The sequence below is a fragment of the Pseudoduganella danionis genome (genome assembly GCF_009720775.1).
Lineage (GTDB): Bacteria > Pseudomonadota > Gammaproteobacteria > Burkholderiales > Burkholderiaceae_D > Rugamonas > Rugamonas danionis.
The window spans coordinates 40,529-67,098 of the sequence record NZ_WNKW01000003.1 but is presented as its reverse complement, the minus strand read 5'-3'; the positions used below and the strand labels follow the sequence as shown (position 1 = coordinate 67,098).

The following is a 26,570-nucleotide window of genomic DNA, read 5'->3' as shown; positions in this document are numbered from 1 at the left end:
TCAATGAAAGGTTTCTTGAAATAGTGAGATCACCGAGCGTAGCGAAAGCTGGCCCTGATCGAGATAGGCGGACAGCTTCTGGGCCTCGGCATCACCAGTGATCAGCTCATCCACCCAGCCTGTATATTCAAAACTGATCTGCTGCTCCGCTGCGCATTGCGGGTCTATGATGGCTTGCAGAGTCTCCGGCGCCGCACCGCCAAAGCCCAGCACCAGCACGTAGCGCCCGCGCTGCTGGCCGATGAACAGGCATAATTCGAAATCTGCCGGAAGAAGAAACGGCATGATCAGCGTCAGCCAGAAGGTGGCGACGGCCATCCGGTGCACTGGCGGCTGCGGTAGTGGTAGCACCAGACTCTTATCGAGCCGCTCGGCACCGCTACGGCGCACCGGCTGCAACAGCAAGCCTAGCGCCAGTATCAGCTGACGCACCTGCCGGCTATCGAGCATGGCTTCCAGCGCCGCGATAGTCTGCTGCTCGACGAAGACCGCGAAGCATTGCTCCTGCCGCTCGGTACTGCGTTCGATTTCAACGCTGGCGGCAGTGAGCAGCTGGAGCGGCAAAGCCGGATCATGTGCTGCGCAGACACTGCTGGCCAGCGGGGACAGGCGCTGCCACAGCGGCGCCAGCAGCATGGGACTCATGGGCAGAAAACTGCGCGCCTGCGCAACCTCGATCAGGCTGGCGCAGAGAAACGGGAAGCGCCGCTGCGACCGGTCACCGCTGGCACGCAGTTGTCCGGCAATGGCATGCCGGCGCCGCGTGCCGAGAAAGACGAAATCCAGCGGCAGCAAGGCATCGTAGTGCAGCTTCCAGCGCGGATCGCTGCTGAGCGCATTCATGACTTCAGCCAGCCAGCAATCCAGCAGCTTCAGTACGGCAGGATGGTCAGCCGCCTTGATGAAATCGGCGCGCGCAGGCAGCTTGCCAAAATAGGCGATGCGGGCGAGCTGCACGCCCGGTTCGGCGCTGCTCACGGTAACGTCCCCACGATGCTGTCGGGTAGCTGCAGGCCGCGCCATCCCGTCTCCGCGTTGCGGCTGGCGCCACTATCCGTGCTGCTGATGATTTTCAGCGCCACCGGTATGCTGAGCGGGCCGGCCTGCCAGCGTAGCTCGAAGACGCCGCCATCGCGCTTCTGTTTGCTCGCTGCTTCGATCATGCGCTTGAGGCCAGCGTCGCCGCTTTCGTTAAAAACGACGACATTGCGGCCATCCAGTGCAACCGCCGTGATGCGTGCACCGGACACGCCCTGCCCTGCCGGATGCACCATGCTAGCCCATTGGGGCGGCGTATTGCGATAGCGTAGCTGCTGGCCATCAATGTCGATGGTGTATTCGCTGGTGCCCTGCGCCGGCATGGGCTGTAGCTGGAACAGCGTCTGCGCTGTGCTGGCCGGGCTGGTCTGGCTGGCACTGCCCGCTGCCCCCAAAGGCGCCATCCATCCGGCCAGACGTGCGGCCATGGCTGGCGACAGCCGTATCCCCATCTCGGCCCATGTGCGGGCGGCCAGCATGTCGCCACGGCGGATCACCAGTGCACCCATGGCGCTGGTGCTGAAACGGGCGATGGCACCCTCGGGGCCAAAAATCCGCCCTATCTCCGCTTCGCTCGCCTGCTCGCGCGCTGCTGGCGTAAAAGGAGATTTCTGCGCCAGCGTCTGGCGGAACGGTTCCAGCACTTGCGCCAGCCAAGTCTTGTTCAATTCCTGCTCCACCGGCGCCACCAGCACGGCAAAGGTCTGCATCAGCGGACGCACCAGCAGAGGACGCACCAGTTGCTTGTGGGCGTCGCTCAGGCCAGTGAGCATCTGCTCGTCAACCAGCCGCAGCGTATCGGCGAGTTCGGAGCCGGAACCTTCCAGTGTCTGCTGCATCAGCTGGCGTGCTCCGGGGCCGGGGTCGCCCTGATTCTTCAGCTGATTGAGCCGGCCACGTATGCGCGACAGCCCCTCCAGATAGGTGCGCAGCAGCGTAGCATCCTTCTCATTGCCAGCCAGCAGACGGGCAAAGGCAGCGAATTCACGCGCGATCACACCCGCCGGTTTCTGTGCCTGCCCCCCATCGGCAGCCACCGTCAGATTCACCTGCGCAGGCGCGCGCCGTAGCACCACACTGGTAAACCAGTTCAGCAGGCCGCTTTTCGCTTCGGCCACTTCGACCCTCGCTGCTACCGGATTGTCCCAGCTGGTCTGCTGGGCAATGGCCGAGAACAGTTTCAGCAGCGGCGATGCGAGCGGATCGCCGAGACGGTTCATGGCCAGCACCGCGCCTTCAAAACCGTTCAGCGGCGCGATGCTCACGCCCTGCACGAACTTCTGCCACTCGCGCACATAGTCCGCCTTATACAGTTCCAGCAGCCCTTTCTGGATCTGCTCCGGACTGCCTTCCAGCGTCAGGTCATCGCGTGCGGCCGACTTCAGTACCCAGTCGGCACTTTGCAGTTCGTGGGTGGCCGCGTCCCGTATCGCCGGCTCGATGAATTTTTCCCACGCCTCGCGCGTGTAAGCCCCATTGACCACATGGCTACCCGTGATCAGGGCCTGATCGGCCTCGCCCACCATGCGCGCTACCGTCAGCGCCGGATAGCGTGTATTGGCCCGCGCCCGTATTTCGCCATACACCCGCTCGCGCGCCGGCATGCCACGCACCACGCGCCGCAGGTTCTCTCTGGCCTGATCGACCAGCGCCAGCCTGGCTTCTATGCGTGGCCATGCGGGATCGGCCAGCTGCGCCAGATAGAAGGTCATCATCCGTTCTGCGCTGCGGATCATCTGCTCGCGCGGCATATTGCCGCGGTTACTTTCCAGCCAGTTGCGCCAGTAGCGCGTGAGCTGATCATTGAGGTGCCCGGCCTCGGCATGGGCCGGATCGGCCAGCATCAGATAGCTTTTCAGGGCGTTATAGCCATCGTCCACATTCAGTGGCGAGGCTTCCTGGAACTGCCGCCCTGCCGGCCCAGTTGCCGGCGCGGCCGCTGGTGCGGCAGCCAGTTGCAACTGGTCGGCATGGGCATTCATCTCGGCCAGCAAGGCTTCCAGATTCGTCACCACGGGCGCCAGCATCACCTGCCGGACACCGGCAAAATACTCGGCCCGCAATTTCGCTTCCAGCGCATCGCCCTGATACAGACCGAATCCCAGCTTCCACGGCCGCTCGCTACGGTAGCGTTCCAGCTGTTCCAGCCTGTCCTGCAGTATCTCCAGAGCTTCCAGCCTAGCCTGCAGATCGGACCGCTGGCCCTGCAGACGCACCACTTTATCCAGATCGGCCTGCACATTGCTGACCAGCTGACGGTTCGCCAGATACGACCAGCTCCAGCCGCCCAGCGCCACCCCCAGCAGCAGCGCCGCAGCGAAGAACGCGCCGTACATCAGGCGCATGCGCTGGCGGCTGGCGTAATGGGTCACCAGATCCTTGTCGGCAAAGATCACCTGACGGAAGAGCTGCAGCAGGAAGAAGCCGGCCTGCCCGCCTTCCTGCGCAACCTTGACGGGCGTGGAGGCTAGCGCAAAGCGCTGCGCCAGCCGGCTAGCCTGCGCACTGTCGCTGCCGCCTTCCTGCAGTGCGCTGGTGAAGTAATAGCCGCGAAACACGGGCTTGAACTGGTAGGGATTTTCTTCGAACAGCGTAGCCAGAAACGCCCGCAACGGCGCCCTGATGGTGGCAAATTCCAGCGGAAAGGTGAAGACGCCGGGCGCCATCCGTTCGCGCCGCTGCTGGCTCATATTGGCCACGCTCAGGTCCTTCAGTCCTGCGCACAGTTCATCAAAGCTGCTGTCGAAGAAGGCCATGATCTGCTGGCTGGCCATCTTGCGTTTGTAGGGCATGGTGGCGCCCCACACCCGCTCGCGTTCGCTGCGCTCGCTGCTGGCAAAGAATTCGCTGAAGCCCGCTATCAGATCAGCCTTGGTGAATACCACGTAGACGGGGGCAAACACTTGCAGGCGCTCGATCAGATCCTGCACCCGCTTGCGCAGGCTACGCGCCAGCAAGATGCCCGCTTCGGGATCGGCCGTACGCAACTCGGCAATGCTGACGGCGATCAGTATGCCGTTAATCGGCGCGCGCTGGCGATGCTTGCGCAGCAGATCCAGAAAGCCATACCACTCCGGCCTGTGCTCATCCTGCACGGAATAGCGCCCCGCCGTATCGAGCAGTATGCCCTCGCTGGTAAAGAACCAGTCGCACTGGCGGGTGCCGCCTACGCCCTGCAACACCTTGCCGTCGGCAACAGGAAACTGCAGACCGGAATTGGCAATCGCCGTACTTTTCCCCGCAGCCGGATTGCCGATAACCATATACCACGGCAGCTCGTACAGCGCACGGTGGCCCGCCACGGCCCCCAGCCGCGAACTGCGGATGGTGGCAATCGCCTTGAGCAGGGCTTCGCGCAGCAGGCGCACTTCCGCGCCCGTCTGTTCCTGCTGCGCCGCCTCCGGCGCAGCACCGGCATCGCCGATCGCACTGGCCAGCTGGCTCGCCTCGCGCCCGGCACGGCGGCGGCGCCACAGCCAGATCGCGCGCGCCAGCAGCAACAGCAGCAGTGTCGCCAGCAGCGCCCAGAACAGCGCCAGCTCCAGCAACTGCGCACCGAGAAAGCACACGGCGATGCTCGCCGCCAGACCGATCAGGGCCAGGTGGCGAGGTTCAGTCAGGGCATACCATAGGCGTCGCATCATGAAGTTTGCCAGCAAAAAGTGGCGCCATCGCAGCAGGCGGACCGGACCATGTTGCCACCACCCACGCCAGCTTTTCTTGCGTCAAAACAATGAATGACCAGCAGCACTATTTGTGCAACAACCCCGCCTGCTGCAGCTCCACATGGCCAAAGTCCATCATGGTCCAGCGGCCGCCCCAGCGCAGTCCCGCCGCTTCGGCCACTTCGCCATACAGGCGGTAGCCACGCATGGCCCACGGGTCTTTCTCGGAAATCTGCAGCTTGCCATCGCGCAGGAAAGCGCAGTCCGCCGCCAGACCGAACTGGTGATAACTCTGGAAGGCACGTGCATTGGTCACATTGCTGCCCGCCTGAGCCAGCAGATTCTGCCGTTCGGGGCTGCGATAGCCTTCCAATATCGCCATCTCGTAGCCGTACTGCTCGCGCATGACGCGAAACACCCGCAACAGGCGCTGGGAAAAGCCCGGATGCAGCAATTGCCAGTTGCGGTCGGCGCTGGCCAGCATGGGACGGACCTGCAGTACTTCGGCCGTGGTAAATGCCAGCGGCGGCAAGGCCACCGGTGCGGTCAGCTGTTCGCCCTGCAGCAAAGCAAGTACCTGTTCGTTGCTGTCGCGTTCAGCGCCCTGAAATCCTTCCAGCATGGTCCGGCCAGCCAGCATCAGGGCCAGCAGCACCGGCACTGTAACCAGCACCAGCGCCGCCAGCACTAACAACCAGCGCCGCCGCAGTAGCTGCTGCAGATGATGCCAGTTGCGACCACATGCGGCCACCCCGCCCTGCAGGGCCAGTGGTGATAGCACCGCCGGCCAGCGCCAGCGGCGCATGCGCTGACACAGCATCTGCCATTGCACCTGCAGCGCTTCCCGCACGGGCGAAAACAGCAAGATCGAACAGGCAAAACAGGCCGCCAGAAAAGCGGCAGGCACAAAGAAAAGCAACATGGTGCGCTCCATCAAAGCTGGCCGGCTTAAGTCGCCGGAAACTGCCAGACGTCAGCACCACAGCCTAAAGCCTTGAGGAAAAACGCATGAAAGACCAGATCAACATTGCAGAAAATAGGCAGCCGGGTCCGGATATCCGCCCCAGCCTGCAGGGTGCGGCGAGCCAGCCGCGCGACGACAACTGGCGCATCCTGCAGCAGCTCGAGCATGGGCATGCGCACGGTGGCACCGTAGCGCCAGCAGCCAGTAGGCCCCAGCACTGGAGCATCGATCAATGGATCATCCGGTTAAGCCTGCTGATAGCGCTCATCTGTGCCAGCGCATGGTATTTGCATCCGCGCCAAGCGCGCAGTATGGCGCAGGCCACGGCGCCTGCCGCAGCGCTGGCACCCGCCACCAGACCGGCGGCAGTTTCAGCCACGCCAGCAGCGCAAATCCCGCTGACGCCGGCGCATACGCCGGTCTCCCCCGTCAGCCAGAATAATCAGGTCGCAGAGATCATCAATTCTCCGGCCAGCGCGGAAGCAGCAGACATGACGCAGCCTGCCGTAGCCGCCGTTATGTCTGCGCATCCACAACGACATGAAAAGGGACTGCTACATAAGAACCCACGTCCGGCATCACCGCCTGATCAGATGGCTGCCAGAGTGGCCTCCAGGGTGCCAGCCGAAGCGGGCGCCGACCGCGACGCTGCCTTGCTGGCCGCGCTGGTGGCGCACGGCAGTTCGAGCCGCGATAGCGCCACCATGGCCAATCGCGATATCGTCGAACGTCAGGCCAGCGATAGCACCCAGCATTTGCTGCAGCGCTGCCAGCAACTGGGCATGATAGAGGGCATGCTATGCCGTAGCCGGATCTGCGCCGGGCGCTGGGACAGCGATCAGGCCTGCCGCCAGCCGGCCCCTTAGCGCGTTATGGCTGGCTATGCTGCCGCTGCGCTGCCATCCGTCCGGCAGCGGACTGCCTGCCGCCACTCACGGGCTCCAACGTGCCGGCCCGGCCCAGCCCGAACGGCGGCATATTCACGTAGATATTTTCGTAGCTGCCCGGCGAGGCCGTATAGGTTTCATGCCAGATGCCGACGCTGCCATCCGTGCCTATGGCTTTGTTGAAGGCCTGCCATGCTGGCAGGTGCTCGGCTTCGCGATCCTTGGCATAGGCCAGCAACTGCTCCATGGAACGCCAGTACTGCACCAGTATGATGGTGCGCGAGAACCACATTTCCGCATGCAGAAATCCGCGCTCGGGCTGGCGCGATAACTCGTCTATCATGCGCGGCATGGCGCGCGCCACCGGCATCCACTTGTGCAGCATCAACGGTTTGTTGATGCGCATCCCGATCAGAAAGACGACAAAATCTCCGTCCAGTTGTGCTGTCAGCCGCTCGCGTCGAATCATAGTGCCTCGCATAATGATATCAAAAAGACCACATAACCCGACGCATCATAACATGTCTAGTCATCTACGCCAGCGGCCATTTCCGGCGCCAGCGTGCGGAAGTAGCGCCCCGGTGCACGGCCGAAATGGCGCTTGAACATGACGATGAAATTACTGGGACAAGCATAGCCCAGCGCATCGGCCACCGCCGCCACGGCAGCACCGCGCGCCAGCTGTTCCAGCGCCACGGCCAGCCGGAGCTGCTCGCGCCACTGGCCATAGCTGCAGCCTGTTTCGTGGCGGAAGAGCCGGTTCAGATTACGCGGCGAAATACCGGCCCAGATCGCCATCGCCGTCATGCTGCGCGTATCCAGCGGCTCGGCCATCAGTGCATGGGCGATGCGCTGCAGGCGCCGGTCCTGCGGCATGGGCAGGTGCAAGGCCGTCTGCGCGGGCTGCTGCAATTCATCGAGCAGCACGGCCGTGAGGCGCTGCTGCGCCGCTGTCAGCCCGGCTTCGGGATTCCAGCCGGCCGCCTGCGCGGCCAGCGCACGCAGCACCGGCGTCACCGTGACGATGGCCGGCTGCTGCGGCAACTGTGCGCACCAGTCCGGCGCCAGCAGCACGCTCCAGCCACGCAAGGCGCCTGTCACCCTGACCTTGTGCGCCGTGCCCGGCGGTATCCAGCCGGCCCGCCACGGCGGCAGCAGCCAGCTGCCCGCTGCCGTCTCCACATGCAGCAGCCCGTGCTCGACGCAGAATACCTGGCCGCGCACATGGCTGTGCCAGTCCACTTCGCGCGTACCGAGCTGGAACTGCCCCGCTGCCTCGGCGCCGCCGCGCAGCACGATCATGGCAGGGCCATCGTGGCGTTCGCTGTAGTCATTGCTCATGGCCAGAATTCACTATTTTTTGACCAAACCAGCTTACCACTGCAGAGCCGTTTGCGCCAATACTGACAGCCTCACTCATCCTCATGGAGCTAGCGGACATGTCAGACCACCCATTACACGTAGCCATCCTCGGTGCCGGCCTGGGCGGCCTGTGCCTCGCTCAGGGCTTGCAGGCACTAGGCTGCCGCGTCAGCGTGTTCGAGCGCGACGCCGCGCTCGACAGCCGCCCGCAGGGCTACCGCATCCGTATCAACCAGAGCGGACAGGCGGCACTGGCTGCCTGCCTAGGCACCGCCGCCAGTGCGGCGCTGGCATCGGCGCGGGCCAGTACCACGCCCTTGCGCTCGTTCGACGCGCGCCTGCAAGCGCTCGACAAGCATCTGCCCGCATGGTCGGACCGGCTGGTGCAGGGCCGCGTCGATCACGACTGGAAAATGGACCGCCAGGCCATGCGCCGCGCCATGCTGCAGGGACTGGAACCCTGCGTGCAGTTCGGTATGCAGCTAGCCAGCGTGCACAGCGATCCGGACGGCGTTACGCTGAATTTCGCCCACAGCCCCAGTCAGCGTTGCGATCTGCTGGTGGGCGCAGACGGCGTCAATTCGTGGCTGGCCAGCCATTATCTGGCCAGTGCACCGGCGCAGGACACGGGCGCGCTCTGTCTGTACGGCCGCTTGTCGCAGGCACAGGCACAGCAGGCGGGACTGGCAGCGCCGCTGCTGCAGGCCACCCACGCCATCTTCGAGCGCCAGCTCGCGCTGATCATCGATCCCATGCAGTTCGACGCCCCCGGGCTTATGCCGTCGCCGGAGAATTATCTGTACTGGGCGCTGATAGGCCAGCGCCACCGCTTCGGCCTAACCCCGGGCGCCGCGCTGCCGCAGGACGGCGCAACACTCAGCCTATGCTGCAGCGCCATCGCGGCAGACTGGGCGCCCGAGCTGCGCGCACTGTTTGCGGCCACACCAGTGCAATCGCAAGCCCTGATGACGGTGCGCCAGACGGCGCGCATCGCCAGCTGGCCGACAGGACGCATCACGGCACTGGGCGACGCCGTGCACGCCATGAGTCCTGCCAGCGGCCTCGGTTGCAATACGGCGCTGCGCGATGCCCAGCTGCTGTGCCAGCAGCTGCAACAGGTGCTGGCCGGGCAGTGCTCGCTGGAGACAGCCATACAGCACTATGAAAGCGCGATGCGGGTCCACGCGGGCGCCGCGCTGCAGTCCTCGCTGGAAGGCAGCGTGGCGCTCTACGCCACGCCCGCCTAGTTCTAGCCGCCCCGCCCGTGCGCACTTTTGGCGCCATGGCGGGGCGGTTTCGGCGCCGCAAAAGCCGTTTTCATCGCATGGGCCTAGAGCCTTGCCGTTGCCATCGATAGTCTGCAGCCTATCGATCACCCAACGGAGAAGCCCATGAAACACACTGCCATCGCCCTGTTTATCAGCCTGTTGTGCGCCAGCGCCGGTGCCGCGCCACAGGAACTCGCTACTGCCAGCTTCGTGCAGGCACGCCAGCATTTCCTCGCCGCCGTCGAAGGCAAGAGCAATGCCAGCGACAGCGCCATCGAAGCCTTCCACGTACTCGCCACCCGCCAGCCCGACCATCCCCTGCTGATGGCCTACGAAGGCGCGGCCTACACGCTCAAGGGGCGCGATGCCAGCATGCCCTGGGACAAAATGAAATACACGGAAAAAGGCGCCGACCTGCTGGAGAAAGCTCTGGCCCTGCTCACTCCCGCCCATGACGAAGCGCTCTTCAACGGCACGCCGGAAAGTCTGGAAGCACGGCTGGTCGCTGCCAATACCCTGACGGCGCTGCCCGAATTCATGAACCGCCGCAATCAGGGCAAGCGTGCGCTGGAAGCAGCGCTGGCCTCGCCCGCACTGGCTCAGGCCAGCGACCAGTTCCGCGCCAATCTGTATGCTGCGGCAGCCCGTCTGGCCAACAAGGAACAGCGCAGCAAGGATGAAATCAGCTGGTTGCAGAAAGTGACGGCCCTGCCAGAAACCAGCCAGCACGCGCGCGCTGCGGCACGCCTGAAGGAGCTGGGCCTGTGAACCACACCACCGCATTGCTTACGCTGCGCGGCGTGCGCAAAAGCTATACGCTGGGCAGCGACACCATCCACGCCTTGCGCGGCATCGATCTGGACATCGCCCGTGGCGAAATCGCCGCCATCACCGGCCCTTCCGGCAGTGGCAAGAGCACGCTGCTCAATCTGTGCGGCCTGCTCGACAGCGCCGATGCAGGCGAAGTGCGCTACGACGGCGCCACCGTCGCTGCCGGCAACGAGCAGGAACGCACGGCACTGCGCCGCCAGACCATAGGCTTTGTGTTCCAGAGCTTTAATCTGGTGCCCGTGATGAGCGCGCACGACAACGTCGACTTCCCGCTCTACCTGCTCGGCATAGCGGCCAGCGAACGACAGCGCCGCGTGGCTGCGGCGCTGGAAGCTGTCGGCCTGGCCGCGTTCGGCCAGCACCGCCCCGACCAGCTGTCCGGCGGCCAGCGCCAGCGCGTGGCCATCGCCCGTGCCATCGTCAAGCATCCGCGCCTGGTCATCGCCGATGAGCCGAGCGCCAATCTGGATGCCGTCACGGCAGCCCAGATCGTCGCCCTGATGCAGCGGCTGGCGCACGAACATGGCACCACCTTTCTCATCGCCACCCACGACGAGAGGCTGCTGCCCCACTGCGACCGCGCTCTGAATCTCGATGACGGCGTACTGGCAGGAGGCTCTTATGCGCATTGAATTTCCCTGGCTGGCGATGGCGCTGAAAAACGCCCTGCGCAACCGCCGCCGCTCGCTCGTCACGCTGGCCATCGCCGCCACCGGCACGGCAGCCGCCCTGCTCGGTGGCGGCTTTGCCCTGTACACCTACCAGTCGCTGGCCGAAGCTTCGGCGCGCGATACTGGCCATGTGGTGGTCGCAGCACCGCACTACTTCGACGGCGCCGAAAACACGCCGCTGGAATTCGGTCTGGAACACAGCGCTGCGCTGGCGCAGCGCCTGCTGGCGCGCCCGGAAGTCAAGCGGGTACTGCCACGCCTGCAATTCTCCGGCCTGATCGGCAATGGCGAACGCAGCGAGATCTTCATCGGCACCGGCGTCGATCCGCAGCAGGAGTTCCTCGTCAAAGGCCCGTTCATGCATACCGTAGCGGGCGACATGCTGGATGCCCAGCCGGCCGATAAAGGCCCCGGCATCGTGCTGGGCAAGACGCTGGCCCGCACGCTGAACGCCCGTCCCGGCAGCGGCCTCACGCTGATGTCGTCCACGGTGACGGGCAGCCTGAGCGCGGTCGATGTCACCGTTACCGGCATCGTCTCCACCGGCATCGCCGACATCGACAAGCGGCTGGCCATGGTGGACATAGGCACCGCCCAGACCCTGCTAGCTACCGACAAGGTCAGTTCGCTGCACGTCTATCTGAACGAAATGGACGATACCGGCACCGTTGCGGCGCAACTGCGGCAGGACGCCAGCGGCAAGCTGGAAGTGCGCGACTGGCTGCAGATGGCGCAGTTCTACCAGAGCGTGAAAGACCTGTACAACCGCATCTTCGGCTTCCTCGGCCTCATCGTGCTGGTGATCGTGCTGTTCGCCGTCGGGAACACGCTGGCCATGGCCGTGATGGAGCGCACGCGCGAAATCGGCACCCTGCGTGCCATGGGCGCGACGCCCGCCGAAGTCACCCGCGTCTTTACGCTGGAAGGCATGGCGCTGGGTGCCGGTGGCGCCATCAGCGGCATGCTGCTGGCCGCACTGATCGCCTATCTGCTGCTGGCTCTCAAAGTACAGATGCCGCCACCACCGGGCCGCAGCCAGGGGTATCCGCTGGTGATCGAACTGTCGTCGCAGCTATTCATCGTCGCTGGTGTCGCCGTCACGCTGCTGTCGGCACTGGCATCCCTGCTGGTCAGCCGCAAAGCGGCACAGCAACCCGTTGTGGAGGCTTTAGCCCATGTTTAAATCAACTGCTTTGGCAGCCGCGCTGCTGTCCCTGTCCGCACTGGCGCAGGCCAGCGATGTGGCCACGATCCTGAAAAAGGCCGACGCCTTCCGCCAGACCGACAGCTCGGCCCAGATCGAAACGCTGGTACAGACTTACAAGAACGGGGAACCGGACAAGGAGAAGCGCTATGAAGTGCTGATCCGTCCCGGTGGTAAAAGTCTGATTCTGTTCCGCTCCCCCGGCGAGGTGGGACAGAAGGTGCTGATGTCGGGCGACGATTTCTGGATGCTGCTGCCGGGTAGCGCCCGTCCCATGCGCATTACGCCCCTGCAGAAACTGCTGGGCGATGCGTCCACCGGCGATATCGCCACCATGACGTGGTCAGGCGATTACGACGGCAACATCAAAAGCGAAAGCAGTTGCGATGGCCAGGCCTGTCTGGAACTGGAACTGACGGCTACGCGCAAGACCTTGAGCTACCAGCGCGTAGTGCTGCACGTGGCCAAGCAGGATTACCGTCCGCTGCATGCCGACCTGTATGCCGCCTCAGGGCGCAAGCTTAAACAGGCGCGCTACTTCATCGAACAGCGTGACGGCCGCCCTACCGTTACCCGCATCAGCCTGCGCGACGAAGTGCAGACAGCGCGTGAAACCGTGGTGACTACCCTGAGCAGCAAGCCGCGCCAGTTTGGCGATGAGCTGTTCAATGCCATGTACCTGAGCCGCAACGACGTCAAATTATGAAGCGCCCCTTACTCGCACTGGCCTGCCTGTCCCTGAGCGCCACACAGGCGCTGGCCAGCAACGAATTCTCGGCCAGCGTGCTGGCCCAGAGCGAAGCCCGTCAGGCCAGCCATGGCAATCCGCTCGGTCTGGGTGACAGCCAGCACCACTTCCAGCAGGCCGATCTGCGCTGGCAGGTCGATGGGCCGTGGCAGCAGGCGCTGCGCGGCAATGTCAGTGCGCGCCATGATCATGATGACAGTACGCTGCTGCAGGTAAATGAGCTGACGCTGGAAAGCCCGCTGGCAGGCGGCTTTCTGACGGCCGGCAAAAAGATCATGAGCTGGGATGTGGGCTATGCCTTCCGCCCGCTCGACGTGGTGCAGCAGGAAGACCGGCGCGCGCTCAATCCCGCCACGCTGCAAGGCATCCCCATGCTGGCGCAGGAAGCGTTTGATGAGGACCACGCGCTGACCATGGTACTGAGTAATCCGGGCCGGGGCAAAGCCGCCCAGCCGCGTGACGATGAAGCACTGGCAATGCGGCTATACCGCCATCGTGGTGAACGCGACGAGTATGCCGTGCTGCGCGTATCGCAGCGTAACGGGCTGGAAGCAGGCGCTTCGTTTTCGCATGTGCTCAATGAAGGCACGGAGCTGCATGCTTCGCTGCTGTGGCAGCAAAAGCATGAAGAATGGCGCCAGCAGCGCTGGCTGGCGGCCGGACGGGGCGGCAAAGCGCTGGCCGGTTTCACATGGACTACTGAAAACCAGTTCTCGCTGATCGGCGAAGCATGGCTGGATCGCAGCGTGGCGTCGCCACAGCAGCGCAATGTGTTCCTGCGCGCGGCGCAGAACTGGGATAACTTCGACCTCGCAGCCGATGTGCTATGGCAGCCTGCCAGCCAGAGCAAGGTGGGTACCATCGCCGCCTCATGGAAGCAGGGGCCATGGCTATTTTCCGCCAGCCTGCGCCAGTACTATGGCATGGCCGGCATACTCACCCGCCGGCTCGCCATCGCCAGTATCCAGCGCAGTTTCTAGTTCAAGCGTGCGCGCTTACATCTGGCGGAACAGGTGCGCATACAGAGGACTGACGCGCACTTTTTCGTTACGGTGCTTGAGGTTGAGCGAGATTTTTCCGGCCTCGTCACGCACGGCACTGAGCACGCAGGAGGCATTGACGATGGTGCCGCGATGAACCTGCCAGAACTGCTTGTCGTCCAGTTGCGGCAGCAGTTCGCGCAAGCTGGTGCGGATCAGTGCTTCGCTATCGGCCGTCACCACATTGACGTATTTATCCATCGCTTCCATGTACACCACCTCGGCCACCGGTATCATGCGCACAGTATTGCCGACTGCCGCGCGGATGATGCTCAAGCGCTCTACCGGCGCTGCTGCCGCAGGTGCCAGCGCGCGCAACTGGGCGATCAGCGCATCCATGCCGCCCTGCCCGCCCTGCACCGTTTGCTGCTGCAGCCTATCCTTGAGCCGCTGCACGGTGCGCGCCAGCCGCTCGGCACTGACGGGCTTCAGCACATAATCGGCTGCCGAGCGGTCAAAGGCCTGCACCGCATATTCGTCATATGCCGTGACGAATACAATCTGCGGAAACGGCTGCGGACCAGTCCACAGCTCGGCCAGTTCCTCTGCCGCTTCCAGTCCCGTTTTGCCCGGCATTTTGATGTCCAGGAAAAGCACCTCGGGGCGTAGCGCCAGGCTCTGTTCCAGCGCGCTCACCCCGTTGGGGCAAGTGGCAACTATCTGTAGCTCGGGCCACAGCGATTGCAGCGTGTGGGCCAGCGTAGCAGCCAGTATCGGTTCGTCTTCGGCGATCAGTGCAGTAGTCATGGTTCAGAGAGGTAGAGTGAGACGGGCAATGGCACCGCCATGGCTGGCGGCGTCCAGCGTGACGCTGGCAGCTTCGCCATACAGGGCTTTGATGCGTTCGCGCGTGTTGTGCAAACCCAGCCCCGTGCCGGGCTTGCCAGCACCGGCATGGGGGCCACGGCCGGTATCGCTGACGCTCAGCGCCAGCATGCCATCCTGCCGTGCCGCGCTGATGGTGATGGTACCGCCCTCGATATTCGGTTCTATGCCGTGGGCGATAGCATTCTCCACCAGCGGCTGCAGCAACATGGGCGGCACGCGCACGCTGCGTAGATCGGCCGGCAGTTCGAAAGCATAGCGCAGCCGTTCACCCATGCGCACTGCCATCAGGCCCAGATAAGCCTCCAGCAGCGCGAATTCCTCGGCCAGCGTGGTGCTCTCCGTGCGTGAAGAACTGAGGGTGGCACGCAGAAACTGGATCAGCTGGTCCAGCATCTGCTGCGCCCGCGCCGGATCGATAGCGATCAGCCCTTGCAGATTGGCCAGCGTGTTGAACAGCATATGCGGTTCGATCTGGGCGCGCAGCAGCTGCAGTTCCGCCTGCAGCGCCTGACGCTGGATCGATTCGGCTCTGACCTTTTCCAGCGCGGCCGCCATTTCGGCACGGCGGGCGCGGTCGCGATTGTTGAACAGCGTGCTGGCGACCACGGTGGCCACCAGCGTAATCAGCAACATGCCATTCAGCCGGCCACTACCGAAAGCCGACAGCGAAACGGGATCCGTCCCCACCAGCCAGTTGGAAATGTGCGAACCGACCAGCGTGCCGAACGGTACGCCCGTTATCACGACAGGGAAAAACACCAGCCAGTTCATCTTCTCCGGCCGCTTGCGGCACAGCAGCAGACGCAGGCCATCAATGTAGAAGAACGAACATAGACCTATGCAGTTGGTGGCCACCAGCGTCAGCCAGAAGTAGCGCCCATGGCTGAAGAAAAAAGTCAGCACGATAGCAAGGATCAGATTGAAACCCAGCATGTACAGGGTATCGGCGCCAAAGCGGCGCCACGGGAACGGCGTTTGGATCTGAGATGGCATGCAACACTTTCCAGTTGGGCTTGCCATATTGTCACCGAGCGACTGCCCTGCTGGCAACCGTCAAGCGACCAAACCGCTTTTAAATGGCGTGAAACCGCCATCCCGTGCCGCCAAACGAGGTCAAGGACGCGGCCGCCCCACCAACAGGCGCGCCGCCTGGCTCAGCCACGGCGCATCAGGACGAACTCTGGGCCAGCGTATCGCGCACATTCTTCTGGACGGCGACCGCTGCAAACAGGCTCAATACAAAGGACATCGCATAAAAGCCTTTTTCGCTCGATGCAAGGCTGGCATGCCAGAGGCCTATGGTCAGCAGCAGAATGGCCGAGCCCAGCGAGAGCCAGCACAGACCAAAATAGATGCCCGTGACGGGTGTACCCTCGAGCCGGTCGCGCACGGTTTTCTGCAGTGAGACGGCGGCAAACAGGCCATACATCAGCAAGGTCAGGTAATAGCCTTTTTCGTTGAGGGCCATGGTGGCATTCCACAGCCCTATCAAATAGGTCAGCATGCCGGCGAACAAAGCTGCCCATGAAGCGCCTACAAATGCGGACGATGGACCATTTCTCTGACTCATATATCCTCCTTGATGTTGGTGGGCCTGACGAATTATTCGGAAGCCAGCTCAATCTCGCGCCGTTCCACAGTGCTGGCAATAGAATGCGAGCACCCGGCTTCTCAATCCGCAATGGCGGCAGATTCCAAGCTGTTCGCTACCACACACCTCACAACATGCTTGCTCGCTGGAGGCGAGTTTTTCACCGCAGCCCAGACACTGGACCTTGCGCAAGCGCAGCACGCGCTGCCGGGCCGGTTTAAAGTAAGTCCGTTGCGCTATGAAGATGAGCAATAAACCGCCACCTAGTCCGGCAAGGATCACGCCATAATTCAGCAGGAACATCAGATTCGTTTGTTCGAGTTGAATCAGGATGGTTTCCATCAGATAGTTCGGCAGCAGCTCGTAAACAAACTGCAGCACACGTACAAAGATGGGAATCATACAAACCAGCATGAAATGCGAGGAGACCAATATTTTGTTGTCGTCCTGACGCCGGATTGCCCGCACATTCCAGAATGCGGCCAGCAGCAGCAAGGGCAGCATAAATCCAATCTGGATCGCCACCACCCGGAACGGGTAGGTAAACACCTCGTGTTCAAACTTCCGCTGCGCCTGCTGTAGCTCACCCGCTGCCAGCAGAGCTTTAACTTTTTCGAGATAGGCAAGCAAAACAGGATGCGACTCCAGCGCTGCTTTCGTGCTGGCTTGCTGCGCCTGCAAGGCGCCCAGTTCATATTCAAACCGGGCTATATGGTTCTTGGTATCGCTGGCACTCGCGGGCAATATGGAATCCGTTCTACTCTGACGGGCGACCTTTTCCAGTAAAGCTGCCTGATAGCTTTTCTTCAGATCCGCAATTTTCTCTTCTGTTGCCCGGATTGCGGCTGACCTGCCCTGAAAATCCCCATACAGCGCTATGAGTTCCTCATTATTGATCGTCGCCAGAAAAAGGCTGTACAAAGTCTGACAGGTTTTCAGCGGTGAAGGATGCAGGCCAAAGTCACGCGCAAGCCGCGCTCTCTCCTCAGAATGCGGCACCAAGTATGTCCCTATACTTTTAAGGCGAGCACTGGCGTCTAGTTGCACAAACTCCAAGGATACCTCGGCGCATTCGCGCGTAATCTGGTTGCGGGGCCGCTCGATTAATCTGGCCGAATGAGTCAGGCCATCCATCATCTCCACCAGAACAAAAATATCCAGTGCGAATAACACAATGAGCGCGAAACGCGACAGCGGTTGCGCACTATTGCGGCGCGACAGACGGCTCCATAAGCGAGGGAAAAAACCACGGATAGCATTCATCACAATAGGCGCTCCTGTTGACGACAGAACAGCAGCGATTGTCATCAAAGTATGCCTGCGGCGTATTGCCATCAGTCAAACTCCGATTGCCAGCCTTGCTTTGCAAGTTCGGGCTGAGTTTCTGTCCCGCACTAAATCCACCAATCGACGAGGCTAAGCAAAGGGACTAGAATCAGAATCCCCATATCACCTACCGGAGAGCGCTCGATGAAAACGCCATACGCTTTGACCATATTAGCCCTTGCATTGAGCACGCAAGTTTATGCGCAGGATGCCCATCATGGCGGCAGCGACGCAGTGGCCGCCCAGAACGCGGCGCTGTCCAGGAACACGGAAGGCAAAGGCTACGGCCCGCAGGCACCACGCGACCTGAGCGCGCGAGCGGGCAGCAATCTGCGTGTGTTCACGACGGCACCGGCTGCATCAAAAATGAATCTCTGTAATATCCACTTCCACAAGAATGCCGAGCACAAAGGTGGCGAATTCACCACAGCAGCAGACAGCGGCTTTAAATATGCGGGCAAACTGACGCCTGCCGAGGCCGCGCCGCTTAGCGCCGAAGTCTGCCCCAATGAACACGGCGGCCTGCAGGCCGGTGACACTATCGAACTGCACTACGTTCACAGCACGGCACAAGTAACTCCCGGCCCTACGCTGAACTCCTGCCTCAGCGAAGCGGACAGCAATCCCCAGTTGCGCGTGGAAGCGCAGGTCATGGTACTGGTCAACGATGCCAAGGCGGCCGATTTTGCCGAACTGACCAAGCTCGGCGAAGTGGGCGGCTACCAGCAGGCGCTGCACATCCCTAAACACATGGGCAAGCCTATCCAGTACGCCGGCTCGACCACGGGCCCTAGCTACAATGAAAAAGGTTCGCCCCTGCAGGTTTCGTGGAGCGTGCGGCCCAAGGTGCTGAAAGTGAATGCCGAATCCGTGGGCGCATGGTGCAAGGCCAATGTATTCAAGGAAGACCACGGCCACGGTGTGCGCAACCTTGTCACCGACGCAAAACTGCTGGCACCGATGAACTAGGAGTATTGCGCGGGCACTTGCGGCTCCCCCTCAGCCTGAACTATCTGGTTATAATACAGGCAACATATCGGACAGATGGGGGGGATGCCTATGTGGTTTGCCGCCGTTACGCTTGCAGCCGCTGCCATCACGGCGACTGCTGCGGAGTCTGCGACGCCGGTCAAGATGGGACTGCAAAGTGTGGTCGCGCCATTCGTCCTGCCCGACAATACTTCCGGCCTGCTGGTCGATGTGGTGCGCGCCGCCTTCGCTACGCAACAGGTGAAGGTCGAATTCCGCTACCTGCCGAACGCCCGCTTTGACGACCAGATGCGCCAGGGTCTGCTGGACATTACTCCCACCACCGGTACCGACGCTGCACAGGTAGGCTATCTGAGTCACTGGCCCGTAACGCATTTTCATAACATGGCGATCACGCTACGTAGCAAGATCCCTACCCTGTCCCGCCTTGAAGATCTGAAGAGGTACCGCGTCACCGCCTTTCGCGGCGCCCGCAATGTGCTGGGAGCGGCCTATGCGGCCGTGGTCGGTGTCAATCCCGATTACCGCGAGGTGGTGACCATGCCTTCCGGCGCCCTGCTACTGGGCCGCACCGACATCATCATTTCCCAGCCCGATATTTTTCAGTACTACCTGCGCCAGCAACTGCCGCACCAGCGCACAGGAGATGATGTGCTGGCCTATCACGACGTGCTGGGGCCGGGACGCTTCTACTGGATGCGCTTTCGTACCGAGGCACAGCGCGACGCGTTCGAGCGTGGCATCGCGCAACTGTATGCAACCGGCGAAATCGACCGCATCCAGCAGCGCTATGCGCGCGACTACGGCCTGACGCGGGACTTTTTCGTGGCACTCGATTGCCAGTTCCGGCCCGAGCAAGCGCCGCAAAAATGCAAGAAGATCAGAGAGTGGACCAGACCAGCGCAGGAATGAGAAGTCCTTGCCTATCCCCGCCTCAGGTCGAGCATACGCTTTGTGCTCACTCAAGACGTCAGGCAACCGCCACGCAACAATCAATGGCTCATCCACCGGAGCCAGAACATGGAACCCACAGCAAACGAATTACCGCCCCAACCAGCGTATCATGATCCCGAGCTTCGTCTGACCAAGTTGGAGAAAGCAGTGACAGCTTTGCAATGCGACCATGACTTATTAGGGCTGAGAGTAAGCAGCGGTTTTGAGGCTGCACAGGCACAGCTTGCGCTGACGGAAGAAAAACTGCGGCGGGAATTTCACGATGGTCTGCACAATCTGGAGAAAGTGCTCAGCAAAAAGATCGAAGATGAGGCACAACGTCTGGAAAACCGTATCGTCAACGAAGTACAGATCTTGACCGCCAGACTGGATCATCAGGATACTAGGCTAGATCGACAAGATTCCAGGCTGGATCGAATGGAGGCAAGGCTGGATCGAATGGAGGCAAGGCTGGATCGAATGGAGGCGAGAATGGATCAACTGGATGCCAAGATTGACCAGCTTGCCAAATGGATGATCGCCACCCAGCTGACCACGATAGCGCTCATCGTCGGCATCGCCGCCCAGCTATTCCTGCGCTGAAAAGCAAAAAACCCAGCCGGTAAGGGCTGGGTTTTTCAGTATTCTGGCTCCCCGACCTGGACTCGAACCAGGGACCTGCGGATTAACAGTCCGTCGCTCTACCGACTGAGCTATCAGGGAAAAGAGGCCGCATTATATACGGCCAATTTCTAGCTGTCTAGGCTAGAGGAAAATTTTCTGAAAAATCAGAAGCTACCCTTGAACTGCACACCGAACTGACGTGGCTCGTTGACGAAGCCAGTCAGGTTGTTGAAGTCGATGGCGCCGATGATGCGCTCGGTGTTGGTGATGTTGCGGGCATAACCAGCCACTTCATACTTGCCGCCGGCCCAGTTGTAACCCACGCGCAGGCCACCTTCCACCATAGGCTTGCCGGTGAACTCCTTGGCTTCGTACAGGAAGAAGTTGATCTTGCTGCGGTACGACCAGTCGGTCAGCACGAACAGGTTGCCGTTTTCCAGCGCCCAGTTGTAGCGTGCGGTAGCGTTCAGGATGTACTTCGGTGCCTGTGGCAGCGGGTTGCCGTCGATAACCACGCGACCTGCTGCGTTCAGCGGATCGGTAACGGTGCACGAACCGCACTTGGCCACGGACAGCGATGCGTCCTTGATTTCGGTGAAGTTGTACGAACCGCCTGCCGTTACTTTGAAGTCCGGCGTCACGAAAGCTTCGAAGTCGGCTTCCAGACCGCGACCGGTGGTTTTGGCAGCATTGATCAGCTTGGTGACGTTGGAGTTACCACCCACTACGGTCAGCTGCTGGTTCTTCACATCGTAGTTGTACACGCTCAGCGAGGCACGGGCACGGCGGTTGAACAGGTCAGCTTTCACACCGGCTTCGTAGGAAGTGATGGTTTCCGCATCGGCCACGGTGATCGGCACGGAAGCGCTGGCAGCAGCGATACTTGGTGCACGGAAACCGGTGGCAACACGGGCGTAGGTGCTGATGTCTTTGCTCAGCTTGTAGGTGGCGCTCAGATCCCAGTTGGTCTTGTGCTTGCTTTCATCGACCGACTTAGGACCGATCTGGGTGACGTTGATGGCTTCCACAGTGCGGAAGTCCTTCTTGTCCTGGGTGTAACGCAGGCCACCGCGCAGCACCACGCTATCCGACAGATCGTAGGTCACCGAACCGAACAGCGCCGAAGCGGTGTTGTTCTGGTGGCTCTGCAAGTGTGAGGTTTGCGCCTGGGTGTTGCTGTCGTAGTTGTTGCTATAACCTTCGCCGCTTTCCTTGAAGAAGTACACGCCGCTCTGCCAGTTCAGCGGGCCAGCGTTCTTCGATTCGACGCGGAATTCCTGGCTGTACTGGTGCAGCCAGCTCAGGCCTCCACCGGTCTGTACCTGGAACGGGATGAAGCCCGGACCGGTCGGCGTGCCGCCGTCGATGTCGCCGCGGCTGTAGTACTCGTCCACGCCTTCGTAGCCGGTGATGGAGAACAGTTTGACCGAACCCAGATCCCAGGTCAGGCGGGCATTGGCGCCGTTGGTACGCAGGTTCTGGCCGTTCAGGCCATTGGTGTTGAGCTTGGTGAAATCGTAGCCATCAGCGAAGTCGTTGGTGCCCTTCTTGATGATGTTGGCACGGAACAGACGGGCCGAACCAGTGGTGCTGCGGGCGTGCACGTTGAACAGCGCGCTGAAGGTGGTGCTAGGCGTGTACAGGAACTGTACGCGCTCGGCGTGTTCGTTGTAGCCTTCCAGCACGTCGTCCTGCTTGGTATAGGTGTTGTCAACGAAGTTGTCGCGGTGCTGGCGCAGAGTCGACACGCGCATGGCCCACTCGTTCGACAGCGGCACGTTGGCAGCGCCTTCCAGATTCACCGTGTTGTGGGTGGCCCACGATACGTTGTAATAGCCTTCGACTTTCTTGGTGTTCGGCTTTTCCGATTCGAACTTGACCACACCGGCCGGGGTGTTACGGCCGAACAGCGTGCCTTGCGGGCCGCGCAGTACTTCCACGCCAGCCACGTCAAAGATAGGGTAGCCTTTCAGAATACCGTTTTCCTGCACCACGTCGTCATACACCAACGATACTGGCTGCGAAGCGAAGGTGGAGAAGTCGGTGTTGCCGTAGCCGCGAATGTAGAAACGCGGGAAGGTACGGCCGTTGGACGATTCCACGTTCAGCGATGGCACTTTACCGGCCAGCAGACGGATATCCTGACCACCGGATACCAGCACGTCGAGTTTTTCATCTTTCAGCAGGGTGACGGAAACCGGCACATCCTTGATGTTTTCGGCGCGGCGCTGCGCCGTCACGGTCACGGTTTCCAGTTGCGGTTCGCTGGCATTCTGGGCCAGGGCGGAACCGATAGGCATAACGGCGCTCAGCGCCAGCAGGCGCTTGTGCATCTTCGACAGTTTGATCATTCAATTTCCCGATGAGTGGTAATGCAAAGAGTTAAAAACAGTGTCTCCTGTTCTCTCTTTATTTGACTCTGTCCAGTCATCTGACGTGACCGTGGCAGCACAAGCGGAGGCTGAACCGTACAACGTTGGCTAGAATGCACCGGCTTGCGGAAGGGCAGTATTTTCTTTCATTGATACCGTGTATTGCAAGCGCAATATGACCGGCATGTCATTTACTGATAGAAATTTGGTGACCCCAGCGGGGGCGCTGAATAATCGCGGGCCGACCCGCCTTACGCCGCGCAGAAATAGCGCCGGCGCACCCGATATAAAAAAAGCAGCTGTGACATAAATGCCACAGCTGCTTCCCTGTTTCCAGTATTTGCGTGCAGTTACATGCCTAAAGAGCGCAGTAGCTCCTCGTTCGCGGCCTCTTCATCGGACTGGCCAGGCGCACTGCTGGCCGCATGATTGTCGCGTTCCTGCTCCATCAGCGCATCCGGATCGGCCACTTCGCTGGAATCGAAATCGTGCAGGCGGATGAACTCGGTGCGGTCTATGGCCAGCTCCAGATAGAAGATATTGCTCTTCTCCGTGTAGAAGGTGACGCGGCGCATTTCCGGCCGGTCCAGTGGCGTATCCACACTCAGCATCACCTGCTTGTTCAGCACCAGCATTTTCGGCTGGTTCTGGGTGATGTTAGTTTGCAGCTCGCGCCGCACCTTGCCAGTAAAGTCGCCGACGATCTGGTTCATCAGCTCACCCATGATGTTGGACACCTCGTCCGAGGTATGCGACACCGCCAGTTCCGATTTAGGCATGCCCATGTGCAGCATATAGCGCTCATAGATCTCCATGGCCGTATCCGCAGCAAAGTTCAGCACGACCAGCCCGGTAAATCCGCCATCAAACAGCACAAAGCAACCGATATCGGGTTTCAGACCGATCTTGGTAATCCGTTGCACCATGCCCGAGTAATTCACTTTGCTCTGGGTAGCGACGTTCAAGACACGGATCACCGAATTACACAGACTCATCAGCAAGTCTTCGGTGCCGTACACAACATCCTTGTTTTCCCGACTCATGTTCTACCTCTATTTATTTTCTACAAAATCTCGCTGGCAGCAGTGCCTGCTGGCCAGAAATAGGTTTCAGAATACCCACGCGCAAGATTTCCGTCTACCTGAATCGCGCAAAACCGTGCGTTTATGGTGCGAAAGCGGGGCAACAGGGGCATGAAGGCAACGTCCGCAGCCCATTTTAAAAAATTTTCATTGCGCCATTGTGATTTCCAGCAGGACAATTAAAGCTACCGTCTGCAAACCCGCGACACCATGCGACAGCTCTGCTACGTTCTGCTCCTATTCTCGCCCGTCATGGCCATGGCGCAGAACGTCATGACCTGGCTGATGACCGACCTGCCGCCGGCCTCTATCCGTGTCGCCGGTCTACCCAGCGACGGCATCACCGACCAGCAGATCGCCTATATCCGTGCGCACTGGCCGGAAGTCGAGCATCGCGTGGCCTATGCCAACCTGAAGCGCAGCTGGGCCTTGCTGGAAGCGGGGCAGCAAGCCTGCTACAGTTTTACCCTGATCACGCCGCAACGGCTGGAGCGGGCCTACATTGTTCCGACCAGCGTGCTGCCACCGCCGCAACTGATCTTTCGCCGCGACGCCCTACCCAGCCTGCCGCTGAATGCCCAACACGAAGTTGACCTTGAACGCTTGCTGGCACAGCGCCAGCTGCGCGGCCTGTTAAGCGAAAAGCGCAGTTTCGGCCTGACCATAGATCACGCGCTGCAACAACGCTCCGCCCAGGCGCTGCTTGAAGTCACTCCGGTAGGCAGTTTGGGGGAGAATATCTTTGCGCGCCTGCTGGTCAACCGCACGGACTACACCATCGATTACGATTTCGTGTACGCCTATTATCTGAAGCGCGACCCCATGCTGCGCGAGTTGCTGACCCTGCCCATTGCGGGCAATGCCGCGCCCATACGGGTGGGATTTGCCTGCCCCAGAACGGCCTGGGGCAAGGCCACCGCTCTGAAGATAAGCAGCATCCTGGCCACGCGCGAAGGTGTACAGATGCTGCGCCAGAGCACGGAACGCTGGCTCAGCCCCGAAAGCCGGCAGCGCTATAGTGATGCGCTGGAAGCGTTCTACCATGCGCGCGAAAACCCTGCTCTCGGCCTGACGCCGCCCTGATCCGCCTACCGCATGCGCAACTACCTGCACAAACTATCCCTGCTCATCCTTTGCAGCACCCTGCTCGGCGTGCATGTGCGTGCGCAGGCGGAAGACATCTACATTCCGCGCTCCAACGACCGCGAACCTTGGGCGCCTTATATAGTGGAACTGCTGCAGGCTGCGCTGGCCAAGTCTCCCGCCACCACGCCGGACCGTCTGCACTGGCTGGAAACCCATATGACGCAGGACCGGGCATTTACCCAGTTGCGCAACAATCAGAAGCTCGATGTCTACTGGAGCATGACGTCACAGACGCGCGAACAGGGCGTGATCGTGATCCGCATTCCGCTGCTTAAAGGCTTGCTCGGGCAACGCCTGCTGGCCATCCGGCCCGAAACGGCCAGCCGTTTTGCGCAGGTACGTACGCTCGATGATCTGCGCCGCGACTTCCGCCTGGGACAGGGCCATGACTGGCCCGACACCACCATCCAGCAGGCGGCCGGGCTGAAAACCGTGACTTCCTCGTCTTACGATACGCTCTACCCTATGCTGCAGGCGCGCCGCTTCGATGCCATCCCGCTGGGCATCAATGAAATCGATGATGAGCTACGCAAGCACAGCGATGTCGATTTGATAGTCGAAAAAAATCTGGCACTGGTATATCCGGCACCTGTGTTTTTCTTTGTTGCGCCGAATAAGGCGGCGTTGGCAGCACGCATAGAAAGCGGTCTGAACCGCATGCTGGCCGATGGCAGTTTCGACGCCATGTTCGACAAGCGCTGGAGCAAAACTCTGCTCTCCAAGAACATGAAGAATCGTCTGATCTTCCAGCTCGCCAATCCCCTGCTCTCGCCCGAAACGGCAGAAATGATACGGCGCCATCCCGAATACTTCCTGTTCCCACCCAAGGTGGACGGCAACCCGACTCCAGCTTCAGGACTGCGGCAATAGTTCTTTCAACGCCTGCAGATAAGCGTTACGGGCCGTCTGGGTAATGGCTAGATCGCGCTGCAACTCCTGCAGGCGCTGGTCACTCATCTGCAGCATCTGCAACTGCTGGCGCGCCGGCTCGGAAAGTGCCGCCAGTGCATACTGCTTCCCGTCAATTGTAAGTAAATTGTTTTGTTCCATCGCCTTGTCCTTTTGAAAATTTAAACCCGTATTTGCCGTCGCAGCAACCAAGCGCATGTTGAGCCGCCCCACAGTTTGCAATATATGATTCAAGCGATGTGCAGAACTTTGATGCACGGTATGCCGAAGTTTTTTGCATTTCTGCAATGCCGCCAACCGACCACTGAATGCATCCGAGGCCAATCCACTCGTTCCGGCCAAGGCGGCCTTAGCCTGCCCAAATATCACACCCGGCAACTCCCCGTTACGCAATACATCTTCGCTGGATGTGAACGCCTCGACATTTGCCAAAGAAACCATATAGCTGCTCGCTTCCGCCAGCATTAAAGCACCATCGCCTCTTCGATAAATTAGCGGACAATAGGGTGCTATTTCTGGCAATAAATAGTTGGGAAACACCTCAACTTTCCAGTACCGCTCTGCAATACGAATGAAATGTTGAAAGTCACGAATAGGCGTGAAGTTAGCATCCTGAAAAGGCAGAATTTCGACCTTGGGCTTGGTGGGCGTGACCGTATCATTGGAAACATCAACATATAGACTGCCCAACTGAAAAGCGTTCTGAAAGAATTCTCCGCGCAGATCCCCCCATACCTGCCGAAGCACACCACCAGCACGACGAAACGCCAGATAGGCATGATGCCCATGGCGGGCCTTGTCGCTAGTCAGTATTACGGGATCTACCGCCTTCAGCATTTGTTGTGCTTCCAGGCTAATTTCCAGACACTGCCCTAAGGGATAGGGTTTGCCCAGCTTATATGGGTACAAAGGGATCAGCTTCAGATCGATCTGGGCACGTACCGCTAGAAAGAAGGCCTCGAGCTCGAGCAACCATGGTTGCAAGTATGCTGCCGTTAATTCAGCCTGACGCTGGGCGTCAATAATGCGCGGCTCATTGGGTAACACATGATGTCTTACCGCGCGCGAGTTGGAATGCTTGTACATGATAA

The 26,570-nt window shown here is 60.8% G+C and carries 24 protein-coding genes and 1 tRNA gene; 12 read left to right on the top strand and 13 right to left on the bottom strand.

Annotation, left to right across the window (positions count from 1 at the left end; genetic code table 11):
- From tagF to GM655_RS11875, 3 genes are all read right to left on the bottom strand, one after another.
- A complete protein-coding gene (gene tagF, locus GM655_RS11885; RefSeq protein ID WP_371866791.1) occupies window positions 1-978 on the bottom strand; it encodes a type VI secretion system-associated protein TagF in 978 nt (325 codons plus the stop codon).
- Window positions 975-4,682 carry a type VI secretion system membrane subunit TssM gene (gene tssM, locus GM655_RS11880; protein ID WP_155434911.1) on the bottom strand — a complete coding sequence of 1,236 codons (3,708 nt, stop codon included), beginning with the start codon at window positions 4,680-4,682 and terminating at the stop codon, window positions 975-977. The genes tagF and tssM overlap by 4 nt, the downstream gene beginning before the upstream one ends.
- Window positions 4,683-4,788: 106 nt before the next feature.
- Window positions 4,789-5,625 (bottom strand): M15 family metallopeptidase, encoded by an 837-nt coding sequence (locus GM655_RS11875; RefSeq protein ID WP_155434910.1) that lies wholly within the window; start codon window positions 5,623-5,625, stop codon window positions 4,789-4,791.
- A gap of 86 nt (window positions 5,626-5,711) precedes the next feature.
- On the opposite strand from GM655_RS11875, the gene GM655_RS11870 reads away from it, so the two are divergent.
- A complete protein-coding gene (locus tag GM655_RS11870) occupies window positions 5,712-6,533 on the top strand; it encodes a hypothetical protein (RefSeq protein WP_155434909.1) in 822 nt (273 codons plus the stop codon).
- Between the two features lie 4 nt (window positions 6,534-6,537).
- Here the strand turns inward: GM655_RS11870 and GM655_RS11865 are convergent, their stop codons facing one another.
- Window positions 6,538-7,023: a DUF4188 domain-containing protein gene (locus tag GM655_RS11865; RefSeq protein WP_155434908.1), complete on the bottom strand. Its 486-nt coding sequence runs from the start codon at window positions 7,021-7,023 to the stop codon at window positions 6,538-6,540.
- A gap of 56 nt (window positions 7,024-7,079) precedes the next feature.
- On the bottom strand, window positions 7,080-7,895 hold the full coding sequence (locus tag GM655_RS11860; RefSeq protein WP_155434907.1) for an AraC family transcriptional regulator: 816 nt from the start codon (window positions 7,893-7,895) through the stop codon (window positions 7,080-7,082).
- Between the two features lie 98 nt (window positions 7,896-7,993).
- Here GM655_RS11860 and GM655_RS11855 point away from each other — a divergent pair, with 98 nt between their 5' ends.
- The 6 genes from GM655_RS11855 (at window position 7,994) to GM655_RS11830 (ending at window position 13,618) form a co-directional block, all read left to right on the top strand.
- Window positions 7,994-9,163, top strand: coding sequence for an FAD-dependent oxidoreductase (locus GM655_RS11855; protein WP_196308757.1), 1,170 nt, complete (start codon window positions 7,994-7,996; stop codon window positions 9,161-9,163).
- A 144-nt stretch (window positions 9,164-9,307) separates the two neighbouring features.
- Complete coding sequence (locus GM655_RS11850) at window positions 9,308-9,952, top strand: hypothetical protein (RefSeq protein WP_155434905.1); 645 nt, start codon at window positions 9,308-9,310, stop codon at window positions 9,950-9,952.
- A complete protein-coding gene (locus tag GM655_RS11845) occupies window positions 9,949-10,647 on the top strand; it encodes an ABC transporter ATP-binding protein (RefSeq protein WP_371866790.1) in 699 nt (232 codons plus the stop codon). Before GM655_RS11850 ends, GM655_RS11845 begins: the two co-directional genes overlap by 4 nt.
- The gene (locus tag GM655_RS11840; protein WP_155434904.1) at window positions 10,637-11,869 is read left to right on the top strand and encodes an ABC transporter permease; all 1,233 of its coding nucleotides are present in this window, start codon (window positions 10,637-10,639) and stop codon (window positions 11,867-11,869) included. Before GM655_RS11845 ends, GM655_RS11840 begins: the two co-directional genes overlap by 11 nt.
- A complete protein-coding gene (locus GM655_RS11835) occupies window positions 11,862-12,596 on the top strand; it encodes an outer membrane lipoprotein-sorting protein (RefSeq protein ID WP_155434903.1) in 735 nt (244 codons plus the stop codon). The genes GM655_RS11840 and GM655_RS11835 overlap by 8 nt, the downstream gene beginning before the upstream one ends.
- Window positions 12,593-13,618: a hypothetical protein gene (locus GM655_RS11830; RefSeq protein WP_155434902.1), complete on the top strand. Its 1,026-nt coding sequence runs from the start codon at window positions 12,593-12,595 to the stop codon at window positions 13,616-13,618. The genes GM655_RS11835 and GM655_RS11830 overlap by 4 nt, the downstream gene beginning before the upstream one ends.
- Window positions 13,619-13,633: 15 nt before the next feature.
- Here the strand turns inward: GM655_RS11830 and GM655_RS11825 are convergent, their stop codons facing one another.
- The 4 genes from GM655_RS11825 to GM655_RS11810 all read right to left on the bottom strand — a co-directional run bounded on the left by GM655_RS11825 (window position 13,634) and on the right by GM655_RS11810 (window position 17,432).
- Window positions 13,634-14,425, bottom strand: coding sequence for a LytR/AlgR family response regulator transcription factor (locus tag GM655_RS11825; RefSeq protein WP_155434901.1), 792 nt, complete (start codon window positions 14,423-14,425; stop codon window positions 13,634-13,636).
- Window positions 14,426-14,428: 3 nt separating this feature from the next.
- Window positions 14,429-15,499, bottom strand: a complete 1,071-nt coding sequence (locus GM655_RS11820; protein WP_155434900.1) for a sensor histidine kinase — start codon at window positions 15,497-15,499, stop codon at window positions 14,429-14,431.
- 175 nt (window positions 15,500-15,674) lie between these two features.
- Window positions 15,675-16,076 (bottom strand): inner membrane protein YiaA, encoded by a 402-nt coding sequence (gene yiaA, locus GM655_RS11815; protein WP_155434899.1) that lies wholly within the window; start codon window positions 16,074-16,076, stop codon window positions 15,675-15,677.
- A gap of 48 nt (window positions 16,077-16,124) precedes the next feature.
- The gene (locus tag GM655_RS11810; RefSeq protein ID WP_155434898.1) at window positions 16,125-17,432 is read right to left on the bottom strand and encodes a hypothetical protein; all 1,308 of its coding nucleotides are present in this window, start codon (window positions 17,430-17,432) and stop codon (window positions 16,125-16,127) included.
- 135 nt (window positions 17,433-17,567) lie between these two features.
- Here GM655_RS11810 and GM655_RS11805 point away from each other — a divergent pair, with 135 nt between their 5' ends.
- From GM655_RS11805 to GM655_RS11795, 3 genes are all read left to right on the top strand, one after another.
- Entirely contained in the window at window positions 17,568-18,392 is an 825-nt protein-coding gene (locus GM655_RS11805) for a delta-class carbonic anhydrase (protein WP_155434897.1), read from the top strand.
- 90 nt (window positions 18,393-18,482) lie between these two features.
- Window positions 18,483-19,325, top strand: a complete 843-nt coding sequence (locus tag GM655_RS11800) for a substrate-binding periplasmic protein (protein WP_155434896.1) — start codon at window positions 18,483-18,485, stop codon at window positions 19,323-19,325.
- A gap of 108 nt (window positions 19,326-19,433) precedes the next feature.
- Entirely contained in the window at window positions 19,434-19,949 is a 516-nt protein-coding gene (locus tag GM655_RS11795) for a hypothetical protein (protein WP_155434895.1), read from the top strand.
- A gap of 44 nt (window positions 19,950-19,993) precedes the next feature.
- On the opposite strand, the gene GM655_RS11790 is transcribed toward GM655_RS11795, so the two are convergent.
- The 3 genes from GM655_RS11790 to GM655_RS11780 all read right to left on the bottom strand — a co-directional run bounded on the left by GM655_RS11790 (window position 19,994) and on the right by GM655_RS11780 (window position 23,385).
- Window positions 19,994-20,069 (bottom strand) — tRNA-Asn (locus GM655_RS11790).
- A 65-nt stretch (window positions 20,070-20,134) separates the two neighbouring features.
- Window positions 20,135-22,321: a TonB-dependent receptor gene (locus GM655_RS11785; protein WP_155434894.1), complete on the bottom strand. Its 2,187-nt coding sequence runs from the start codon at window positions 22,319-22,321 to the stop codon at window positions 20,135-20,137.
- A gap of 371 nt (window positions 22,322-22,692) precedes the next feature.
- Window positions 22,693-23,385, bottom strand: a complete 693-nt coding sequence (locus GM655_RS11780) for a DUF3334 family protein (protein WP_155434893.1) — start codon at window positions 23,383-23,385, stop codon at window positions 22,693-22,695.
- Between the two features lie 249 nt (window positions 23,386-23,634).
- On the opposite strand from GM655_RS11780, the gene GM655_RS11775 reads away from it, so the two are divergent.
- Entirely contained in the window at window positions 23,635-24,507 is an 873-nt protein-coding gene (locus tag GM655_RS11775; RefSeq protein WP_155434892.1) for a TIGR02285 family protein, read from the top strand.
- A 12-nt stretch (window positions 24,508-24,519) separates the two neighbouring features.
- A complete protein-coding gene (locus tag GM655_RS11770) occupies window positions 24,520-25,440 on the top strand; it encodes a substrate-binding periplasmic protein (RefSeq protein WP_155434891.1) in 921 nt (306 codons plus the stop codon).
- Here GM655_RS11770 and GM655_RS22970 read toward each other — a convergent pair.
- Window positions 25,423-26,565, bottom strand: coding sequence for a DUF6447 family protein (locus tag GM655_RS22970; protein WP_229632536.1), 1,143 nt, complete (start codon window positions 26,563-26,565; stop codon window positions 25,423-25,425). The genes GM655_RS11770 and GM655_RS22970 overlap by 18 nt on opposite strands.
- Window positions 26,566-26,570 lie beyond the last annotated feature (5 nt).

Bases quoted from the DNA above. Each gene is read 5' to 3' on its own strand.
- tssM (WP_155434911.1), bottom strand. From the start codon at position 4,682: ATGATGCGACGCCTATGGTATGCCCTGACTGAACCTCGCCACCTGGCC.
- GM655_RS11875 (WP_155434910.1), bottom strand. From the start codon at position 5,625: ATGTTGCTTTTCTTTGTGCCTGCCGCTTTTCTGGCGGCCTGTTTTGCC.
- GM655_RS11870 (WP_155434909.1), top strand. From the start codon at position 5,712: ATGAAAGACCAGATCAACATTGCAGAAAATAGGCAGCCGGGTCCGGAT.
- GM655_RS11865 (WP_155434908.1), bottom strand. From the start codon at position 7,023: ATGATTCGACGCGAGCGGCTGACAGCACAACTGGACGGAGATTTTGTC.
- GM655_RS11860 (WP_155434907.1), bottom strand. From the start codon at position 7,895: ATGAGCAATGACTACAGCGAACGCCACGATGGCCCTGCCATGATCGTG.
- GM655_RS11855 (WP_196308757.1), top strand. From the start codon at position 7,994: ATGTCAGACCACCCATTACACGTAGCCATCCTCGGTGCCGGCCTGGGC.
- GM655_RS11850 (WP_155434905.1), top strand. From the start codon at position 9,308: ATGAAACACACTGCCATCGCCCTGTTTATCAGCCTGTTGTGCGCCAGC.
- GM655_RS11840 (WP_155434904.1), top strand. From the start codon at position 10,637: ATGCGCATTGAATTTCCCTGGCTGGCGATGGCGCTGAAAAACGCCCTG.
- GM655_RS11835 (WP_155434903.1), top strand. From the start codon at position 11,862: ATGTTTAAATCAACTGCTTTGGCAGCCGCGCTGCTGTCCCTGTCCGCA.
- GM655_RS11830 (WP_155434902.1), top strand. From the start codon at position 12,593: ATGAAGCGCCCCTTACTCGCACTGGCCTGCCTGTCCCTGAGCGCCACA.
- GM655_RS11825 (WP_155434901.1), bottom strand. From the start codon at position 14,425: ATGACTACTGCACTGATCGCCGAAGACGAACCGATACTGGCTGCTACG.
- GM655_RS11820 (WP_155434900.1), bottom strand. From the start codon at position 15,499: ATGCCATCTCAGATCCAAACGCCGTTCCCGTGGCGCCGCTTTGGCGCC.
- yiaA (WP_155434899.1), bottom strand. From the start codon at position 16,076: ATGAGTCAGAGAAATGGTCCATCGTCCGCATTTGTAGGCGCTTCATGG.
- GM655_RS11810 (WP_155434898.1), bottom strand. From the start codon at position 17,432: ATGGCAATACGCCGCAGGCATACTTTGATGACAATCGCTGCTGTTCTG.
- GM655_RS11805 (WP_155434897.1), top strand. From the start codon at position 17,568: ATGAAAACGCCATACGCTTTGACCATATTAGCCCTTGCATTGAGCACG.
- GM655_RS11800 (WP_155434896.1), top strand. From the start codon at position 18,483: ATGTGGTTTGCCGCCGTTACGCTTGCAGCCGCTGCCATCACGGCGACT.
- GM655_RS11795 (WP_155434895.1), top strand. From the start codon at position 19,434: ATGGAACCCACAGCAAACGAATTACCGCCCCAACCAGCGTATCATGAT.
- GM655_RS11785 (WP_155434894.1), bottom strand. From the start codon at position 22,321: ATGATCAAACTGTCGAAGATGCACAAGCGCCTGCTGGCGCTGAGCGCC.
- GM655_RS11780 (WP_155434893.1), bottom strand. From the start codon at position 23,385: ATGAGTCGGGAAAACAAGGATGTTGTGTACGGCACCGAAGACTTGCTG.
- GM655_RS11775 (WP_155434892.1), top strand. From the start codon at position 23,635: ATGCGACAGCTCTGCTACGTTCTGCTCCTATTCTCGCCCGTCATGGCC.
- GM655_RS11770 (WP_155434891.1), top strand. From the start codon at position 24,520: ATGCGCAACTACCTGCACAAACTATCCCTGCTCATCCTTTGCAGCACC.
- GM655_RS22970 (WP_229632536.1), bottom strand. From the start codon at position 26,565: ATGTACAAGCATTCCAACTCGCGCGCGGTAAGACATCATGTGTTACCC.